The organism is Kibdelosporangium persicum (genome assembly GCF_013280595.1).
Taxonomy (GTDB): domain Bacteria; phylum Actinomycetota; class Actinomycetes; order Mycobacteriales; family Pseudonocardiaceae; genus Kibdelosporangium; species Kibdelosporangium persicum.
On sequence record NZ_JAAATY010000012.1, the window covers coordinates 192,737 to 210,926 of the forward strand.

Here is an 18,190-nt window from a genome sequence, read left to right on the forward strand (position 1 = left end):
AGTGCCCGCGGTAATCCGCGACAACGCACGAGATCACCATGGCACTACGTCACGTCGGCCGACAGTGTCGCCGTTCACCGAAGCACAATCGGGGGTGCCGCACTCCCGCGGACAACCGTGCCAAGGCAACGGAGACATTCATGCCCGAATCCCACCGGCCCACCATGCTGGCGGTGGACGACGATCCGCACGTGTTGCGGGCCATCCGTCGCGACCTCAGCCGGGCCTATCAGGACCGTTACCGGGTACTCGCCTCCACCTCCGCGGCCGAAGGGCTGCGGATCCTGGACAAACTGCGTGACCGTGGTGAGGAACCGGCGCTGTTGCTGGTCGACCAGCGGATGCCGGAGATGACCGGGATCCAGTTCCTCGATCAGTCACTGGAACGTTTTCCGTTGGCACGCAGAGTGTTGCTGACCGCGTACGCGGACACCGCGGTGGCCATCGACGCCATCAACCGTGTCCGCCTGCACCACTACCTGGTCAAGCCATGGGAGCCGCCGGAGGAGCGGCTCTACCCTGTGGTCGACGACCTGTTATCGGACTGGCAGGCCTCGTATCAGCCGCCGTACGGCGGAATCCGCATCGCGGGCCACCGCTTCGCACCGTCGACACACCGGGTCCGCGACTTCCTCACGCGCCTGCAACAGCCGTTCCGGTTCATGGACGTGGACCGGATCGACCTGCCGGAACTGGACGGCATCAAGCCCGGCGAGCTGCCGGTCGTGCTGATGCCGGACGGCACGATGCTGACGCAACCGACCTTCGAAGAGCTGGTGGACGCACTCGGCCTGACGATCACGGCCTCCCGCCCGCACTACGACGTCGCGATCGTCGGCGGCGGCCCGACCGGGCTCGCGACCGCGGTGTACAGCTCCTCCGAAGGACTGTCCACCCTGTTGCTGGACGCGTACGTGCCGGGCGGCCAAGCCGGGACGTCCAGCAGGATCGAGAACTACCTCGGTTTCCCGGCAGGCGTGAGCGGCGCCGAACTGACCCGCCGTGCGGTGGCCCAGGCTCGCAAGTTCGGCACCGACATCCTCTCCCCTGTCGCCGCGGTGTCCTTACGACGCGCCGGGCGGGCGCGGATGCTCACGCTGTCCGATGGCCGCGAGGTCAGCGCCGGATGCGTACTGCTGTCAACAGGTCTGTCGTATCGCCGGCTCGACGCCCACGGCGCGTCCCAGTTCGAAGGCGCCGGGATCTACTACGGCGCGACGGCGGCGGAAACCACGTCCTGCGTGGACCAGCACGTCTGGATCGTCGGCGGCGCGAACTCGGCTGGACAGGCCGCGCTGTACTTCGCCCAGCACGCCTCCCGCGTGACGATGCTGGTCCGCGCGGACAGCCTGCAACGCAGCATGTCCCAGTACCTGATCAACGAGATCGACCGCTGTCCGAACATCCGCGTCCGCGTGAACACCCGGCTGGTGGCGGCCGAGGGAACCGACCGCCTGGAGTGCATCACGCTGCACAACGTGCTGACTGACCAGTTCACCACGGAACCCGCGGAGTTCCTGTTCACGTTCATCGGCGCGACACCCCGGACACAGTGGCTCGACGGCGTGGTGATGCGCGACTCCAACGGTTTCCTGCTGACCGGCCCGGACATCCACCCCGGCGGCATGATGCCCGAGGGCTGGGACATCCAGCGCTACCCCTTCCCGCTGGAGACAAGCGTCCCCGGCGTGTTCGCGGCCGGGGACGCCCGAGCGAACTCCGTCAAACGCATCGCCTCCGGCGTCGGCGAAGGCGCGATGGCCGCGGCCCTGATCCACCAGTACCGCGCCGAAACCTGACCCTCCACCCCGTGTCCACCACTCCGGCACCCCGTGTCCACCACTCCGGCACCCCGTGTCCACCACTCCGGCACCCCGTGTCCACCGTTACGGCACCCCGTGTCCACCGTTGCGGCACCATGAAATTCCCCATCAGCGCACCCCGGGCATGGCCGGGTGCCGCAACGGGTATCTCGGGGTGCCGGAACGGGTATCTCGGGGTGCTGGTGTGGTGGACACGCCGGGGAGAGGTCAGGCGGGCTTGGGGAAACCTTGGCTGACCTCGACGATGACGCCGTCGGGGTCGCGGACCCAGACGGTGCGCCAGCCGGGGACGAACTCGTCGAAGGTCAGTGGGCCCAGGGTGATCTCGGCGTCGAGGCCGGCGACCACCGCGTCCACGTCGTCGACCTGGAATGCCAGGTGCCGCACGACGCCGGGGGTCGTCGGGCCGTCCCCCGAACCCGCGACCGGGTAGCCCGGGGCGGGGAAGAGTTCCAAGTGGACGGACCCGTTGCCGAGGAACACGATGTCGCCGAACACCGCCACCCGGGAGAACCCGAACTGCCGGTAGAACTCCTCGGTCCGGGCGACGTCCAGGCAGTTCAGGGCCACGTGGGACCAGCGCATCACGAGTCCTTCAGCAAAGCGGCCGCGCGGGCCGCGATCATCAGGACGGTCGTGTGCGGGTTGCACGACGGCAAAGCGGGCATCACGCTCGCGTCGGCCACCCGTAGCCCGGAAACACCGTGCACCCGCAACGAAGGATCGACCACGGACAGGTCGTCGATGCCCATACGGCACGAGCCGGCGTGGTGGTGGTAGCTGTCGGCGTTGCGACGTACGAAGGTCTCCAGCGCACGGTCGCCGTGAACGCTGCCGCCAGGCGCGAGTTCCTGCTTGTTCCAGTCGGAGAAAGCGCGGGTGGACACGAGGGCACGGGCGAGACGCACCGCATGCACCAAGCGCTCGACGTCGGCGTGGTCACCGAGATAGTTCGGGTGCACGACAGGATGGGCGAACGGGTCGGCGCTCGCCAACCGGACCCAGCCGCGTGACATGGGCCGGACCACGCCGGGCAGCACGCTGACCGAGTTGGGGTGATTCGGCGAAGGGTAGAACGGGGCATGCACGAACGCGAGCTGGATGTCCGGCGCCTGCGAGCGCGTATCCGAAGCGGTGAACAACGCGCTCTCGGAGAAGTTGAGAGCCGGCGGCGGGACGTCCGAGCACCCCTCGGTCATCACGCCCGTCAGCACGTGGTTGTGGAAGTTCTTGCCGACGCCCGGCAGCGGCACCGAAACGGGGATGTCGAACTCGGCCAGCTCGCCCGGATGCCCGATGCCCGACAGCATCAGCAGCTTCGGCGATTCGATGGCCCCAGCGGCCAGGATGACCTCGCCACGCGCGTAGGCACGAGACGTTCCGTACTCGACACCAGTGCACGTGTGGCCGTCGACCAGCAACCGAGTCACCCGGACGCCGCTCAGCACGGTCAACCCGGGCCGTTCGAGCACGGGCTCCAGGTACTTGGTTCGGGCACTGTCCCGTCGTCCCCCGGCGATGTCCAACTGGTGCCAGCCCGCGCCCATCATCGAGCCCGAGTTGAAGCTCTCCAGTTCCTGGTAGCCGAGTTCCACGCAGGCGTCGATGAACGCCCGTGAAGCCGGGTTGCCCAAGGAGCCGGCGTGGGTGGCCGGTTCCGACAGCCCTTCGAAGTACGGCAGCACGTCCTGGTACGACCACCCGGCCGCGCCCTGGTACGCCCAGTTGTCGAAGTCCGAGGGGTGGCCCCGGACGTGCATCATGGCGTACAGATTGCTCGTGCCGCCGACAGCCCGGCCACGGGGCTCCACTGTGGACCTGCTGGACAGGCCGGGCTGCGGGACACTGCGGTATCCCCAGTCGATCGGCCCGCCCATCAACCCGAGCCACGCCGCCGGATCGGACACCTGCTCCGGCAGGTCGCTGCCGCCCGCCTCCACCAGCAGAACGCCGGCACCGTCCGCGGAAAGCCGGTTTGCCAGCACGCAACCCGCCGCGCCTGCCCCGACGACGATGTAGTCGTACTCGGTCACGACAGCACCTTGAACGGAACCGTGTCGTGCACGTTGCTCATGTAGGCGATCCGGCCGTCCTCGACACGGAAGTAGTTCATCACGTCCGCCTCGATGCGATCGCCCCGCGTGCTCAGCGCCGAAATGTGCGAGACCACAACGCCTTCGGCACCTTCCACGAGGACCCGCCGTGGCACATTCCGGAACGACGAGTACATGTCGCCGAATCCGTCCATCATGGAACGCAGCTGGTCGCGTCCTTCGACCCGGCCGGCGAGTTGCTCGTCCATCACCATTCGCTCGGTGAACAAGTCGCACCAGCTGTTCCAGTCGCCCGCGTTGGCGTATTCGTAGTACTTCGTCAGCACGTCACGGGTGTTCACGGCTGCTCCCTCACAACGCGGCGGAGCCGGACATCGGGACAAGGTCGTTGACGATGTAGGTCTTGATCCGCGGGCCTTGTCGCCCCGCGACGACGACCCACGTCTGGTCGGCGTCGAAGCCGAGCCACGCGCTCTGCGGATGCGGTGCGTTCCACACCGTTGCCTGCCAGTTCACCTGGACCCGCACGGTCGCCTCGTCGCCGTCGATGTCGGTGGTCACGGCGGTGACCGTGTGCGTCTCGTCGAAGAACCGGTGTGTCACCGCGCGGTACCACTCGCCGAAACCGGCGTGCCCGCGCGCGGTCGTCTCGGGGAAGCGCATTTCCAGCCCGTCGTCGACGACCATGTGCTTCACGGCATCGAACTCGTCATGCCGGTCCAGTGCACGGTACCAGTCGTCCACCAGTTTCCTGATCGACTCTTCGGTGATCACGACAACTCCCTCGTACTACCGGGTCACCACTCCAACATCGGCCATTTCCCCGTGCGGGTCAACGTTCCGGGGCGCACTACGTCCGATCGGTGCCGCACCGGCCGGAAACGGTTGTCTACTGTCGGAAGCGACACCGATTCCAGCGGAGGGGACACACCATGCGACTCCACCCGGTCTTCCAGCGGCAGATCGACTCCATCGTGCGCGGTGACCTGGACGCGCTGCTGGACAACTACGCGCCCGACGCGACCCTGGTCCGGTTCGACCTTGTGGCGCAGGGCATCGACGAGGTCAGGGAGATGATGCGCGGCTACCTGACCACCAATCCGGAAGTGGTCGAACTGACCTCGTACGCCGAGGGCGGTGACACGATCTTCTACCGAGCCACCATGAAACTCAACGGACAGCCGCGGGACGCGTTCGGCACGCTGGTCCTGCGCGACGGCAAGATCTGGCGGCAGACCGCCGGTTTCGCCGCCTGACACCGGACGGTCCAGGGGAACGGGGGGAGACTGCCGTTCCCCCGGACCGTCCGCGAGGCGGCTACCGGGCCGTCACCTTCCCCGCGCGCCGGGCCTCGGAGGGGACCGCGCCAAGTCTGTTCTCGGCGACAGCGAGGCCCAGCAGGACGATGACGGCACCGGCAGCCATGCTCCAGGTGATGGATTCCGAAAGGGTGATCACCCCGATCACCACCGCGGCGACCGGCACCAGGTAGTTCACCGCGGACGCCGTGGTGGCGCCGAAATCCCGGATCAGCCGGAAGTACAGCACATACCCCGCCCCCGTGGCCACGGCCCCGAGCAGCAGGATGCTCACGAGGACCGGCCAGGTGAACGTGGGCTCGCGCCATTCGAACACAGGTGTGACGGCAGCCTGCAGGGCGGCTGCCGCCAACACCTGTGCGGCCGCAAGGGCGAGGGGAACGATGTCCAGACCGGACAGTACCTTGCAGACGTAGACCGCTTGCGCGGCATAGCATGCGGCCGCACCGAGGACGGCCAGTTGCCCGCCGAGCGAACCCGGCGCGCTCCCCCACGGCGAGACGACCAGAACCACACCGGCGAACCCGATGAGCAGACCGGTGGTCTTCCGCCAGGTCGCCCGCTCCCCGGGTAGCGTCGTGGTGGCGAACGCCAAGGTGATCAACGGCATCGCGCCGATGAGCACACCGGCCATTCCCGCGCTCGTGTGCTGCTGGCCCCAAGCCAGGAGCAGGAACGGTGCCACCAGGCCGAGCACCGCCGCCATGGCGATGTGCCCCCACACTCGGCCGAACGCGGGCAGCCTGATCCCGCGCAGCCGCACGATCGCCAGCAACACCACGGCACCGAGCACCAGACGTGCCAGCACGAGCTGGCTCGGGGTCAGCCCGGTCAACGAGATGGTGATGAACGTGTGGCTACCGCCCCAGATCAGCCCGAGCAGCAGGAACAGCACCATGTCAGACCGTCGCCGGCTGCGGGATGCTGGCCAGGCCGTTGGCCAGTGCCTCGTCGGTCAGGGTGTCGTCACGCAGCCGCCCGGCGAAGTACTGCTCGTACGCCGCCATGTCGAAGTTGCCGTGCCCGGACAGTCCGAAGAGGATCGTCCTGCCGACGCCCTCGTCCCGGCAGCGCAGGGCTTCGTCGACCGCGGCACGGACGGCGTGCGTCGATTCCGGCGCGGGCACGATGCCTTCCGAGCGAGCGAAGATCACACCGGCCTGGAAGCACGCGGTCTGCCGCAACGCGACCGCCTCCATGTATCCGTCCTCAACTGCACGGCTGACCAGAGGCGCGATGTTGTGCGCGCGCAGACCGCCCGCGTGCACGGCCGGCGGCACGAACCGGTGGCCGAGCGTGTGCGTCCGGAACAGCGGCGTGAGTTGACGTGTGTCCGCGTAGTCGTAGGCGATCCGGCCCTTGGTGAGCGTCGGGCACGCCACCGGCTCAGCCGCGATCAGCCGGACGTCCTTGCCGCCGCGCAGCTTCTCCCGCAGGAACGGGAACGACAGTCCGGCCAGGTTGCTGCCACCGCCCGCGCACCCGATCACGATGTCCGGGTAGTCGTCGGCGAGCGCCATCTGCTGGATGGCCTCCTGGCCGATGACCGTCTGATGTGCACAGACATGGTTGAGCGAACTGCCGCGGGCGTATCCGCTCTTGCCGTCGGCGAACACCGCCTGCAGGGCTTCGGACTTCGCGACGCCGAGGCTGCCGGGGTGGTCCGGGTTCTCCGCGAGGACCGCGCGGCCCGCGGCGGTCTCCGTGCTGGGGCTCGGCGTGCAGTTCGTGCCGAACGTCTCCATCAGCGAACGCCGGTACGGCTTCTGCTGGTAGCTCACCTTGACCATGTAGACCTTGGCGGACATGTCGAACAACGCGGCCGCGAACGCGATCGCGCTGCCCCACTGCCCGGCGCCGGTCTCCACGACCAGCCGCTGGCGGCCGGCGAGCTTGTTGTAGTACACCTGCGGCACGGCCGAGTTCGGTTTGAAGCTGCCGGTCGGCGCGACGCCCTCGTACTTGTAGTAGATCTTCGCCGGGGTGCCCAGCGCCTGCTCCAGCCTGCGTGCCCGGAACATCGGTGTCGGCCGCCACTGCCGGTAGATCTCCCGTACCGGTTCGGGGATCGCGAACTCCGCCTCGGTGCTTAACTCCTGGTCGGCTAAGGGTTCGGGCATCGTGCGCGCGAGATCGTCGCGGCCGAGCGGTGTCGCGGTGGCCGGGTCGAGGATCGGCGCGATCTCCGGCAGGTCCGCGGCCAGGTTGTACCAGGTCCAGGGAATGTCGTCCTCGCCGAGCTGGAACTTGATCTGCTCACCCATGTGCTTCTCCCGCCATCAGCTTCGTAGACATGGCCCCGGGGACACCAGTGAACTCACGGGACTCGGCAGCGGCAATGCGGAAAACTCAGATCGCGCTCACTTGACCAACTCGTCCGGACAGCGCGGATCGCGCTCTTACACCGCACTGGTTCCGGCCACAAGTCCTTGCCGTCAACCGTGTTCACACTCCGTCAACTCGAAGACGACTGGTTGTGATCCACGCCACAGTCGCGAATACTGCGAGACGCGAGTGGTTTGTACATCGCATCAGCGCCACCTCGCAGCAGGACAGGGATTTCCCTTACGGCTCAGCGGGTTGGCAGGGACCGCAGCAGGAGCAGACCATGCCTTCTCCCCAATTCCTGGACCGTTTCGCCACCTGGGTCGCGGACCGCCCGGACACTCCCGCCATCCGGTGGCGGGAGGCCACCATAACGTATCGCGATCTTGACGCGTTGGCCAATGCCGCCGCTCGGGAACTCGTTTCGGCCGGTCTTCGCGGCGACGACCGGGTCGGGGTGTCCGCGGGCAAGTCACCGGAACTGGTGGCCCTGCTGATCGCGTTGTGGCGAGCCGGGCACACGGTCATGTTGCCGTCCCACGATCTCGGCAGCGCGGCGCTTCGCATGCTGGCCAAGGCCGCCGGAGTGACCAGGCTCGTCACTCCCAGCCCGGTCCTCAGCGAGACGACCGAGCCGGTGGGGGTCCATCACGTGCCATCGGCCGGCGACTCGCTGCTGATCCTCACCACCTCCGGATCGACGGGCGTGCCGAAGCTCGTTCCGTTGTCTCCCAAAGGCGTTGACAACTTCATGTGCTGGGCGGCCGGCACGTTCGACATCCGGCCCGGCGCACAGGTGCTGTCGTGCGCACCGCTCAACTTCGACCTGTCACTGCTGGACGTCTGGACCACGCTGGCCAGCGGCGCCACGACGACCCTCGTCGACCCGCGCTTCGCGACCGACGGCAGCTACCTCGCGCACACCCTCGACACCGAGAAGATCACCATGGTGCAGGCCGTGCCGATGGTCTACCGGCTGCTGGCGGACCTCAGCATCGGCCCGATCCGGTTTCCCAGCGTGCGGCACCTGGTGCTGACCGGGGACGCGACACCGCCGAAACTCCTGCCCGAGTTGGTCCGGATGTTCCCCAGAGCCCGTCGTTACAACGTGTACGGCTGTACCGAGACCAACGACTCGACCATGTACGAGATCATCGACACGACCGAACGGAAGCTGCCGATCGGTTCCCCGTTGCCCGGCGTGCACACGCAGGTGATCAGCTGTGACGGTGACGTCGTCGAAGGATCGGGTTCCGGCGAGCTCTGGGTTTCCACGCCGTTCCAGGCCAACGGGTATCTCGATCCGATCGCCACCCGCGAACGGTTCGTGCGTGACCCCGCCGACGGCAACACAGTGTTCTACCGGACGGGCGATGTGGTGTACCGCGACGACGATGGCGTGTTCACGCTCGAGGGCCGGACCGACTTCCACGTGAAGGTCCGTGGAGCCCGTACCAACATGGCCGAGGTCGAACACGTCATCCAGCGCCACCCGGACGTACGGGAGGTCGCGGTGGTGGCCGTGCCGGACGAACTGGCCGGCAACGTGCTGCACGCGGTGGTGTGCCGCCGCGAAGGCTCCTCGCTCAACAGCCTCAAGCTGCGCGAGGTCTGCAGGGAAGGCCTTGCCAGAACGGCGATTCCGACCACGATCACGATCGTCGAGGAGGCGCTGCCCAAGACGTCGACCGGCAAGGTCGACCGGAAAGCCGTCCTGAGCCGTTACACAGAAAGGATCTGACATGCCCCGCTCCGACGAGATCAAAGCATGGATCGTCCGCAACTTCGCCCCCGACGTCGACCCGGCTGACCTGCCGGACGACTACGACCTGCTCGCCAGCGGGCTGATCAGCAGCCTGAGCCTGGTCCGTCTGGTCAGCGGCCTGGCCGCGGAGTTCGATGTGGACATCGACGCCGCCGACCTCCGCCCCGAGTACTTCCGTTCGGTCACCTCGATCACCGAGTTCGTCGGCGCCGCGCTCCAGCCGCAGGCCTGATCTGACTCTCCTTTCCCGTTTTCCGAATTCCTCAGTGGATATCGCACGCCCAAAAGGGAGTACCAGCATGTTCATTCGCAGCAGAGAAACCGTCAACGTCGTCGACTGGGGCAACGGCGACAGCTACCGCCTGCTCGTCGCCGCCGACGGACTGGGATTCACCGTGTGCCACACCGTGGTCCGTGCCGGAACCAGCTCGAAACTCCAGTACAGCAAGCACTTAGAGGCCTGTTACTGCATTTCCGGGAAGGGCGAGGTGGTCACCGGCGACGGCGTCACGCACACGATCGAACCGGGGATCTTATACGCGCTCGACCAGCACGACCCGCACACCCTGATCGCCGCGCCCTCCGAGGACATGCACCTGATCAGCGTGTTCAACCCGCCGCTGACCGGCCACGAACGGCACTCGCTCTGCCCGGACGGCTATTCCTGCTACTGACCACACCCCAGAGCTGGGAGGTGGTTGACCGGCAGTCGCCACCTCCCAGCCGCGAAAGGACTCAGGAATGCCCGCACCCGCCGCGGAATGGTACGCACGGATGTCCGAGCTCGGGGACAAGCTCGGAACCACGGTGACCGAAGAGGACCGGACCGCCGAGTTCTCCTTCGGGAAATGGAACCTGATCGCCGAGACCGGACTGTTCGGCCTGCCGTTCGCCCAGGACCGCAGGCGGTCGGACGAGACGCTGCCGCAGATCACCGCGGCGCTGGAAGGTCTCGGCCACGGCAGCGACGACGCCAGCCTGGGGTTCAGCGTGGCCACCCAGCTGGCCAGCTGCGCGGTCCCGCTGGCACGGTTCGGCTCGCCCGCCCTGCGGGAACGCTATGAGCACGCGGTCAGCGCCGGACGGCTCATCGGCGCACACGCCATCACCGAACCGGAGGCAGGGTCGGACGCGCTGGCGATGTCCACCTGTGCCGCGTTCACCGGGGACGACTATGTCCTCAACGGACACAAAGCCTTCATCTCCAACGGCCCGATCGCCGACCTGATCGTGGTCTACGCACTGACCGGCGTGCCCGGCACGTTCACCGGCCTGACCGCGTTCATCGTCCCCCGGGACACCGACGGGCTGACCCTGAGCGAACCGCTGGACAAGATGGGCCTGCGGTGTTCGCCACTGGGGACCGCGGACCTGGTCGGCGTCCGCGTTCCGGCCGATCACGTGGTCGGTCAGGTCGGCGGCGGTTCCTGGCTGCTGTCGCACGTCATGGCGCGCGAGATCCTGTTCATCGCCGCGGGCCAGGTCGGTCAGATGCAGCGGCGGCTGGACGCCTGCACCGGGCGTGCCCGTGGCCGGGTCCAGTTCGGACAGCCGATCGGCGCGTTCCAGGCCGTCTCGCACAAGATCGTCGACATGCGGATCAGCGTGGAGACCGCCCGTTACTGGTTGTACGACACGACAACCAGGATGGTCGCCGGTGAGGACGTCACCGCACGGGTGGCGATGACCAAGATCGTGGTCAGTGAGGCGAACGTGGCCACCGCCCGGACCGCCGTGCAGGTGTTCGGTGGCGCGGGTTACCTGTCCGAGACGGGCATCGAACGCGGCCTGCGGGACGCCATCGCCGGGACCATCTACTCCGGCACGTCGGAGATCCAGCGCAACAAGGTCGCCGCGGTCATGGGACTCGGCGAGAACGGAGGGCAGTCGTGGTGATCGGGCCGACCGAGTTCCTGGACTACGAACACGAACGAGTACGTGCCTTCGTCGGCAAGGCGATCGGCGATGCCACGACACCCAAAGATTGTGCTGTACGGCTGTTCTACGCCGTCCGCGACGGCCTCGACTACGAGGTGAGCGGTCAGGATCTGTCCAGGGAAGGCCTACGCGCGAGTTCGATCGTCGCTCGTGGACAGGGATTCTGCGTGCACAAGTCCATTCTCTACGCCGCCGCGGTGCGCTCGGTCGGCATCCCGAGCCGGCTCGTGGTCAGTGAAGTCCGCAACCACCTGGCGTCCCCCGCTCTCAAGGCACTGGTCGGCGGCGACACCTTCGTGCACTGGCTCACCGCGATCCGGCTCGACGGACGCTGGCTGCACGTCACACCGGTGTTCAACAAGGTGCTGTGCCGGCTGTACCGGATGGAGCCGTTGGAGTTCGACGGCGAGTCGGACGCGCGGCTGCACCCGTTCACCGACGGCGAGCGAATGGAGTTCCTCACCGAGCACGGTCGCTTTGACGACGTGGACTATGACAGACTGATGGGGCTCATGCGGACCCGCCACCCGGGTATGTTCGCCAACGGCACGGTGGTGCCGGACTCCGGGTCACTCGCGGCGCAGGCCACCTCGGTGTGAGAGAGCAGGACGAGAGATCGGCGAGAGTTTCCGGGAATAACTTTCTTGTCAGGCACTGAAAAGCCAAGCACCACCAGTGCCCGCAGCACAGTTCCTGGCAAGAAATCCTGATTCGTCGAGAGTCTCCCACGCGATCGGTCACGGCGCGATTGGGGAGGAGGCGTAAATGTCCGGAAACACCCAACCGAAAGCGGTCATCGTCGGTGCGGGTCCAGTCGCGTGCTTGGTCGCGATCGAACTGCGCAGGCGCGCTTTCCAGGTCGAGCTCTACGAGCGGGGAACCGATTTCCGCCGTCTGCGCGGTGGCAAGGGCCACTCCTTCAACCTCACGCTGACCCGGCGCGGTTTGAAGTCGCTGCAGCCGCACCTCATCGATGTCCTGCACCAGAACGGTGTTCCGCTGCCGCAACGGGTCATCCACCACGCCGACGGTTCGTTGTCCTACCAGCGCTACGGCACCGAAGAAGACCACTACCTGTTGTCCATCCCGCGTGGACTGTTGCACCACACGCTGATGGACGAGGCCGAGAAGGCGGGCGCGGAGATCTTCTTCGAGCACGAGTGCATCCGCGCCGATCCCGCCGCGGCCACGGCCACGTTCGCCACCAGTTCCTACGGTATCCGGGAGGCCACGGGCGACATCCTGATCGGCTGCGACGGCGCGAACAGCATCGTGCGGCAGGAGATGTCCCGCCGGGGCGCCCGGATGAGCATCTCCCAGGAGTACATCACCGACGGGTTCGCCGAGCTGAAGATGCCGCCGTCGGCGGGCGGCGGCTTCGCGCTGCTGGAGGCGCTGAGCGACCCGCACCGTCCGGACAGCGAGAACCACGGCCTGCACGTCTGGCCGCGCGGCGACTTCGTCCTGCTGTCCCAGCCCAATGTGGACCGAAGCTACACCACCGGGCTGTTCATGCCGCTCACCTCCGCCGACCCCGAGCAGCCGACCTGGGACAAGCTGAAGACCGAACAGGACGTGGAAGCCCTGTTCTCCCGGTACTTCCCGGACATCGTGCCGTTCCTGCCGCAGCTGACCAAGGACATCCTGGCGGCGCCGCCGTCCTGGCTCAAGACCATCAAGTGCTTCCCGTACCACCACGAGCGCACGGTGCTCATCGGCGACTCGGCGCACACCATGGTCCCGTTCTACGGCCAGGGCATCAACTGCAGCTTCGAGGATGTCCGGACGTTCTTCGAGATCCTGGACCGGCGCCTGGCCACCGAGGAGCTGCGGGCGGGCATCCGCGCGGCGCTGGCCGACTTCACCGAGGCCCGCAAGGCCCCGGGGGACGCCATCGCCGACCTGTCGCTGGCGATGCGGGCCGAGCTGAAGTCGCACACCGACGACACCAAGTTCCACGCCCGCAACAAGCTGGAGAAGCAGCTGCACCTGCGCCACCCCGGGGACTTCGTCCCGCTCTACCACATGGTCGCGTTCACCAACATCCCGTACAACGAGGTGATCAAGCGGCACCACGAGCAGAAGGCCATTCTGGACGAGCTGTGCGACCGGTTCGACATCCACACCGAGGCGCCCAAGATCCTCGACTCGTTCCCGGCGAGCCGCGACGGCGTCCGGACCGGTCAGTCGCTGAGCTTCGACCTGGCTCCGGAGCAGCAGCGCTACCTGCTCGACACGGTTGTCAACCGGTTGCTGCGGTACCAGGAGGACCTGGCCAACGGCAAGTATCCGGCGTCGTACCTGCACCACCCGGACGGCGCGCACGACCCGGACGGCGCCCTGATCGGCGCGGAACTGCGCGAGGACGACGTCCCGCAGCACGGCACCAATCTCGAGGTGCTGCTGACCGAGATCTTCGACAAGGCCGTGCCCAACGGGATGATCCACCCACACCCCGGGTTCATGGCCCACGTCCCGTCGGGCGGGCTGTTCCAGGCCGCGGTCGGTGAGTTCATCTCGCGCACGCTCAACCGGTTCCCGGGCGCGTGGGCGGCCTCCCCCGGGTTCACGCAGATCGAGTCGAACGTGATCCGGTGGTTCTGCGCCATGCTCGGCTACGGCACGGGATCCTTCGGATACCTCACCACGGGCGGGTCGATCGCCAACTTCATGGCATTGCGGTGCGCGCTGGCCCGGGCCGGTGATGTCGCACAGCAGCGCGGCACGGTCTACGTGTCCTCCCAAGGACATTTCTCCGTGGCCAAGGCCGCACGGATGGCCGGCATCCCCGGTGACCGCGTCCGGAGCATCGGCGTGAACCGCGACTACACAATGGACCTGGACGAGCTGCGGCGGGCCGTGAACCGCGACCTCGACCGCGGTTACATCCCGACCTGTGTGGTCGGCACCGCGGGCACGACGAGCACCGGCGCGGTCGACGATCTGGCCCAGCTGGCCGACTTCTGCGCGTACTACGGCATCTGGCTGCACGCCGACGCCTGCTTCGGCGGGTTCTTCCGGCTCACCGCCAGGGGCAAGGTCCTGCTGGCCGGCAGTGAGCTGGCCGACTCGATCGCGGTCGACGCGCACAAGTCGCTGTTCCTGCCGCACGGCATCTCCGGGCTGCTGGTCAAGGACCAGTCGCAGCTGAAGGTGGCGTTCGAGATCGGTGGCGCGGCCTACGTGCCGGAACTGTCCACTGACGACGCGTACGTCGACTTCTGCAACTACGGCCCGGAACTCACCCGGGAGGCCCGTGGGCTGACCGCGTGGCTGCCGATCAAGCTGCACGGCATCAAGGCGTTCGAACGGTGCCTGGACGAGAAGCTCGACCTGGCCGACGACCTGGCCGACCGGCTCAGGCACTTCAACGACATCACGCTCGTCGAGCGCGGCAAGCCGCACCTGCCGACGGTCGGGTTCGGTGTCCGGTCGGACAACCTGGCCGACCAGGCACGCCGCAACGAGCGGCTGGCCGAGCTGATCAACTCGCGCGGCAACGTCTACCTGTCCACCACCACTCTGCCTGAGGAGGGCGTCGTCGTCCGGTCGTGCATCCTGCACCACCAGACCGACAAGATCGTCATCGACCAGCTCCTGGAAGACGTCCAGTGGTCCCTCGACAAGCTCTGACAAGGAAGCCCGACATGTCTCCCGTGACACCAACGACATCGGACCGGCTGCCGCCGATCTCCGCCGCGGCACCGGAACAACAACAGGCCGCCTTCCACGCCGACCCGTTCGGCTACGTCGAGAAGCAGGCCGCCGAACACGGCACGATCTTCGCCATCGAGCTCGGCTCGCTGGGCAACGAGGACGTCGTCGACGTCGAGACCAACGGCAAGTGGGTGTTCGTGTCCCGGCCGCACCAGATCCGTGCGATGTACAGCGCCGTGCGCTCCACCAGTGGCGCCGAGGCCAACCAGGTGTTCTTCGGCACCATGGAGGAATCGGTCGGCTACATCGACGGCAAGGCCCACCGCAGGCGCCGCGCGCAGCTGCACCCGGCGTTCAGCGGCGGCAAGGACTACATCGCGATCATCCAGCAGGCGGTGGACCGGCACTTCGCGCTCTGGCCGCGTGACACGCCGTTCCCGGTCTTCGAGGAGCTGCAGAAGCTCACGGCCGAGGTGATCGTCGAGGTGGTGTGCGGCAACTTCTCCGAGGCCGACAAGGCCGAGCTGTGCGAGTTGTTGCCGCGCACCGAGAACGCCAAGTACACGGTGGACGAGGTGATCGCGGCCGACAAGATCATCCGCGGCTTCGTGGCGGACCGGATTCCCGGTCATCTGGCCAAGTCCGACGAGCTGGGTGTGGACGACGTCTTCGCCTCCCTGCTGCGGCACGCGGCCGAGGGCGACGAGTCGCTCACCGACGAGGTCGTCCGCGACGAGGTGTTCAGCCTGCTGTACACCGGGTTCTCCACGACCGCCAACACCTTGTCGTGGGTGTTCGCCGAGATCACCCGCCGGCCCGAGGTGCTCGCCCGGCTCCGGGCCGAGGTGGGCGACCGGTTCAGGAACAGGCCGTTGTCACGTGACGAGTTCGGCGACCTGGACTACCTGGACGCGACGATCTCCGAAACCCTGCGGCTGCACCCGGTTTCCGCGCTCAACGGCGTCCGGCTGCTCAAGGAACCGTTGCGGATCGACGACTACCTCATCCCGGCCGGGTCGATTCTCGTGCACTGCGCGTACCTTTCCCAGCGCAGTCCCGAGGTGTACGACAACCCCGAGGAGTTCCTGCCCGAGCGGTTCGTCGGCGCTCCGGTCGACCCCTACGTGTTCGGCGCTTTCGGTGGCGGGCAACGCACCTGCGTCGGCCGCGGCTACGCCCGGGCTGAGATGAAGATGATACTGGCCATGGCCGTCGCGGGCCTAGACTTGGGGCAGAACGAAACACCCGTTCCGCCCGCGAGGCAACAGGGCATCTTCATGGGTCCCGAAGACCACGCGGTCATCACGATTTCCCGGTAATCTCATCATCACGATCCGAGGATCGGTCCATCATGCGCGAATGTCCCGAGTACCCACTCGTGCCCGTTTACGAGGAATTCCTTGCCGACACGATGACGCCGGTGACGGTGTTCGAGCGGCTCTGCGGACCCGACGAGCCCGGCTTCCTGCTGGAAAGCGTGCCGGTGACCGGGGACGTCGGGCGGTACTCGTACATCGGGCATCGTCCGGTCCCGCTGACCCTGCCGGCCGGCGACCCGCTCACCACGCTGCGATCGCTCGCGGCGCAGCGGATCGCCCCGGTCCCGGGACTGCCGCCGTTCCTCGGTGGCGCGGTCGGGTACCTCGGCTGGGAGACCGCTCGGCACTTCGAGCGGCTGCCCGAGGCCGAGGGCCCGGCGCCCGGCCTGCCGGAGGCGGCGTTCCTCAGCGTCGAGGACCTCGCCGTCTTCGACCACGCCACCCGCAGGCTGATCCTGCTGACCGTGCACCGGCCGGCCCAGGAGTCCTATCAGGACGCCCTGGACCGGGTGGCGCGGATGCGGGAGCGGCTGGCGAATCCGGTGCCGCAGCGTCCGGTCGTGTCACTCTGCCCCGCGCAGGGCGACCTGCTGGACGGCTGGCGGTCGAACGTCACGCAGGAGGAGTTCGAAGCACGGGTCGAGCGGGCCCGTGAGTACATCGCCGCGGGCGACGCTTTCCAAATCGTGTTGTCGCAACGGTTCACCAAGCAGCTGACCGCGGATCCGCTGGACCTGTACCGGCACCTGCGGGCGGTCAACCCGTCGCCGTACATGTACCACCTGAGCCTCGGCGGCGGGCGGCACATCGTCGGCTGCTCGCCCGAACTGCTGGTGAAGGCGACCGGCAAGCGCATCGAGACCCGGCCGTTGGCCGGGACCCGGGCGCGCGGCAAGGACATCGACGCCGACCTGGCGCTGGAGCGCGAGCTGCTGGCCGACGAGAAGGAGTGCGCGGAGCACGTCATGCTCGTCGACCTGGGCAGGCACGACCTCGGCCGGGTCGCGGCGCCGGGCAGCGTGCGGGTGGAGAAGCTGATGGAGATCGAGCGCTTCTCGCACGTGATGCACATTTCGTCCACTGTGGCCGGTGAGCTGGCCGGCAACGCGGACGGGCTGGACGCGTTGCGCTCCACGTTCCCCGCGGGCACGCTCAGCGGCGCACCCAAGATCAGGGCGATGGAGATCATCGCCGAACTCGAGCCGGAACGACGGGGCGTGTACGGCGGCGCCCTCGGTTTCGTCGGCTACGACGGCGCGGCCGATCTGGCGATCGCGTTGCGCACCATGGTCGTCGCCGACGGCAAGGTGCACGTCCAGTCCGGTGCGGGTGTGGTCGCCGACTCCGACGCGACCGCCGAGTACCAGGAGACGCTGCACAAGGCCCGGGCCATGTTCACCGCCGTCCGGCAGGCGGAGGCGGTCCGATGAGCAGGCCCACGGTCGCTGTCATCGACAACTACGACTCGTTCACCTACAACCTCGTGCACTACCTCGCCGAGCTCGGCGCCGACCCGCGGGTCTTCCGCAACGACGAGACCTCGGTCGACGTGCTGGCCCGGCACGACCTCCTGGTGATCTCACCAGGTCCGTGCACTCCCGCCGAAGCGGGGATCTCGATCGAGGCGGTCCGGCGGCTCAGCGGGCGGCTGCCGATCCTGGGCGTGTGCCTCGGGCACCAGAGCATCGGCGCCGCGTTCGGCGCGGACGTCGTCCGGACCTCGCCGGTGCACGGCAAGACCGCGCGGATCACCCACGACAACACCGGTGTCCTTTCCGGACTCCCGGACCCGTTCACCGCGACCCGGTACCACTCGCTGGTGGTCGACCCGGCGTCGTTCCCGCCGGAGCTCGTGCCCAACGCCTGGGTGGACGGCCTGGTGATGGGTCTGCGGCACCGCGACCACCCGACGTTCGGCGTGCAGTTCCACCCGGAGTCGGTGCTCAGCACGGAAGGCAAGCAACTGATCGCGAACTTCCTGGAGTACTGA

General features: G+C 67.5%; 17 protein-coding genes. 11 read left to right on the forward strand and 6 right to left on the reverse strand.

Annotation, left to right across the window (positions count from 1 at the left end; translation table 11 throughout):
• Positions 1-140 precede the first annotated feature (140 nt).
• Positions 141-1,799 (forward strand): NAD(P)/FAD-dependent oxidoreductase, encoded by a 1,659-nt coding sequence (locus GC106_RS22560; RefSeq protein ID WP_173134077.1) that lies wholly within the window; start codon positions 141-143, stop codon positions 1,797-1,799.
• Between the two features lie 231 nt (positions 1,800-2,030).
• On the opposite strand, the gene GC106_RS22565 is transcribed toward GC106_RS22560, so the two are convergent.
• Genes GC106_RS22565 through GC106_RS22580 form a run of 4 tightly spaced genes read right to left on the reverse strand, consistent with a single transcriptional unit; the run spans position 2,031 to position 4,651 of the window.
• A complete protein-coding gene (locus GC106_RS22565) occupies positions 2,031-2,408 on the reverse strand; it encodes a VOC family protein (protein WP_173134079.1) in 378 nt (125 codons plus the stop codon).
• Complete coding sequence (locus GC106_RS49390) at positions 2,408-3,856, reverse strand: GMC family oxidoreductase (protein ID WP_173134081.1); 1,449 nt, start codon at positions 3,854-3,856, stop codon at positions 2,408-2,410. Before GC106_RS49390 ends, GC106_RS22565 begins: the two co-directional genes overlap by 1 nt.
• A complete protein-coding gene (locus tag GC106_RS22575; RefSeq protein WP_173134083.1) occupies positions 3,853-4,218 on the reverse strand; it encodes a nuclear transport factor 2 family protein in 366 nt (121 codons plus the stop codon). The genes GC106_RS49390 and GC106_RS22575 overlap by 4 nt, the downstream gene beginning before the upstream one ends.
• Positions 4,219-4,228: 10 nt before the next feature.
• Complete coding sequence (locus GC106_RS22580; protein WP_173134085.1) at positions 4,229-4,651, reverse strand: nuclear transport factor 2 family protein; 423 nt, start codon at positions 4,649-4,651, stop codon at positions 4,229-4,231.
• 158 nt (positions 4,652-4,809) lie between these two features.
• On the opposite strand from GC106_RS22580, the gene GC106_RS22585 reads away from it, so the two are divergent.
• Positions 4,810-5,133: a nuclear transport factor 2 family protein gene (locus tag GC106_RS22585; RefSeq protein WP_173134087.1), complete on the forward strand. Its 324-nt coding sequence runs from the start codon at positions 4,810-4,812 to the stop codon at positions 5,131-5,133.
• 61 nt (positions 5,134-5,194) lie between these two features.
• Here GC106_RS22585 and GC106_RS22590 read toward each other — a convergent pair whose 3' ends face one another.
• Both GC106_RS22590 and GC106_RS22595 read right to left on the reverse strand, forming a co-directional pair.
• Positions 5,195-6,094 (reverse strand): DMT family transporter, encoded by a 900-nt coding sequence (locus GC106_RS22590; RefSeq protein WP_173134089.1) that lies wholly within the window; start codon positions 6,092-6,094, stop codon positions 5,195-5,197.
• A gap of 1 nt (position 6,095) precedes the next feature.
• Positions 6,096-7,460, reverse strand: a complete 1,365-nt coding sequence (locus GC106_RS22595; protein ID WP_173134091.1) for a TrpB-like pyridoxal phosphate-dependent enzyme — start codon at positions 7,458-7,460, stop codon at positions 6,096-6,098.
• Between the two features lie 344 nt (positions 7,461-7,804).
• Here GC106_RS22595 and GC106_RS22600 point away from each other — a divergent pair, with 344 nt between their 5' ends.
• The 9 genes from GC106_RS22600 (at position 7,805) to GC106_RS22640 (ending at position 18,190) form a co-directional block, all read left to right on the forward strand.
• Positions 7,805-9,262, forward strand: a complete 1,458-nt coding sequence (locus GC106_RS22600) for an AMP-binding protein (RefSeq protein ID WP_173134094.1) — start codon at positions 7,805-7,807, stop codon at positions 9,260-9,262.
• 1 nt (position 9,263) lies between these two features.
• Positions 9,264-9,518, forward strand: a complete 255-nt coding sequence (locus GC106_RS22605; protein ID WP_173134097.1) for a phosphopantetheine-binding protein — start codon at positions 9,264-9,266, stop codon at positions 9,516-9,518.
• Positions 9,519-9,585: 67 nt separating this feature from the next.
• Entirely contained in the window at positions 9,586-9,960 is a 375-nt protein-coding gene (locus GC106_RS22610) for an ectoine synthase (RefSeq protein WP_173134100.1), read from the forward strand.
• A gap of 67 nt (positions 9,961-10,027) precedes the next feature.
• On the forward strand, positions 10,028-11,182 hold the full coding sequence (locus GC106_RS22615; RefSeq protein WP_173134103.1) for an acyl-CoA dehydrogenase family protein: 1,155 nt from the start codon (positions 10,028-10,030) through the stop codon (positions 11,180-11,182).
• Positions 11,176-11,823, forward strand: coding sequence for a transglutaminase-like domain-containing protein (locus tag GC106_RS22620; RefSeq protein ID WP_312872787.1), 648 nt, complete (start codon positions 11,176-11,178; stop codon positions 11,821-11,823). Before GC106_RS22615 ends, GC106_RS22620 begins: the two co-directional genes overlap by 7 nt.
• A 166-nt stretch (positions 11,824-11,989) precedes the next feature.
• Entirely contained in the window at positions 11,990-14,857 is a 2,868-nt protein-coding gene (locus GC106_RS22625) for an aminotransferase class V-fold PLP-dependent enzyme (RefSeq protein ID WP_173134106.1), read from the forward strand.
• Positions 14,858-14,871: 14 nt separating this feature from the next.
• Positions 14,872-16,200 carry a cytochrome P450 gene (locus GC106_RS22630; RefSeq protein WP_173134109.1) on the forward strand — a complete coding sequence of 443 codons (1,329 nt, stop codon included), beginning with the start codon at positions 14,872-14,874 and terminating at the stop codon, positions 16,198-16,200.
• A gap of 32 nt (positions 16,201-16,232) precedes the next feature.
• Positions 16,233-17,630, forward strand: a complete 1,398-nt coding sequence (locus tag GC106_RS22635; RefSeq protein ID WP_173134112.1) for an anthranilate synthase component I family protein — start codon at positions 16,233-16,235, stop codon at positions 17,628-17,630.
• Positions 17,627-18,190 carry an anthranilate synthase component II gene (locus GC106_RS22640; RefSeq protein WP_173134115.1) on the forward strand — a complete coding sequence of 188 codons (564 nt, stop codon included), beginning with the start codon at positions 17,627-17,629 and terminating at the stop codon, positions 18,188-18,190. Before GC106_RS22635 ends, GC106_RS22640 begins: the two co-directional genes overlap by 4 nt.

Excerpts from the sequence above, each read along its gene's own strand:
- GC106_RS22600 (WP_173134094.1), top strand. The coding sequence starts at position 7,805 with ATGCCTTCTCCCCAATTCCTGGACCGTTTCGCCACCTGGGTCGCGGAC.
- GC106_RS22585 (WP_173134087.1), top strand. The coding sequence starts at position 4,810 with ATGCGACTCCACCCGGTCTTCCAGCGGCAGATCGACTCCATCGTGCGC.
- GC106_RS22630 (WP_173134109.1), top strand. The coding sequence starts at position 14,872 with ATGTCTCCCGTGACACCAACGACATCGGACCGGCTGCCGCCGATCTCC.
- GC106_RS22615 (WP_173134103.1), top strand. The coding sequence starts at position 10,028 with ATGCCCGCACCCGCCGCGGAATGGTACGCACGGATGTCCGAGCTCGGG.
- GC106_RS22595 (WP_173134091.1), bottom strand. The coding sequence starts at position 7,460 with ATGGGTGAGCAGATCAAGTTCCAGCTCGGCGAGGACGACATTCCCTGG.
- GC106_RS22640 (WP_173134115.1), top strand. The coding sequence starts at position 17,627 with ATGAGCAGGCCCACGGTCGCTGTCATCGACAACTACGACTCGTTCACC.
- GC106_RS22565 (WP_173134079.1), bottom strand. The coding sequence starts at position 2,408 with ATGCGCTGGTCCCACGTGGCCCTGAACTGCCTGGACGTCGCCCGGACC.
- GC106_RS22635 (WP_173134112.1), top strand. The coding sequence starts at position 16,233 with ATGCGCGAATGTCCCGAGTACCCACTCGTGCCCGTTTACGAGGAATTC.
- GC106_RS22560 (WP_173134077.1), top strand. The coding sequence starts at position 141 with ATGCCCGAATCCCACCGGCCCACCATGCTGGCGGTGGACGACGATCCG.
- GC106_RS22590 (WP_173134089.1), bottom strand. The coding sequence starts at position 6,094 with ATGGTGCTGTTCCTGCTGCTCGGGCTGATCTGGGGCGGTAGCCACACG.
- GC106_RS22610 (WP_173134100.1), top strand. The coding sequence starts at position 9,586 with ATGTTCATTCGCAGCAGAGAAACCGTCAACGTCGTCGACTGGGGCAAC.
- GC106_RS22605 (WP_173134097.1), top strand. The coding sequence starts at position 9,264 with ATGCCCCGCTCCGACGAGATCAAAGCATGGATCGTCCGCAACTTCGCC.
- GC106_RS22625 (WP_173134106.1), top strand. The coding sequence starts at position 11,990 with ATGTCCGGAAACACCCAACCGAAAGCGGTCATCGTCGGTGCGGGTCCA.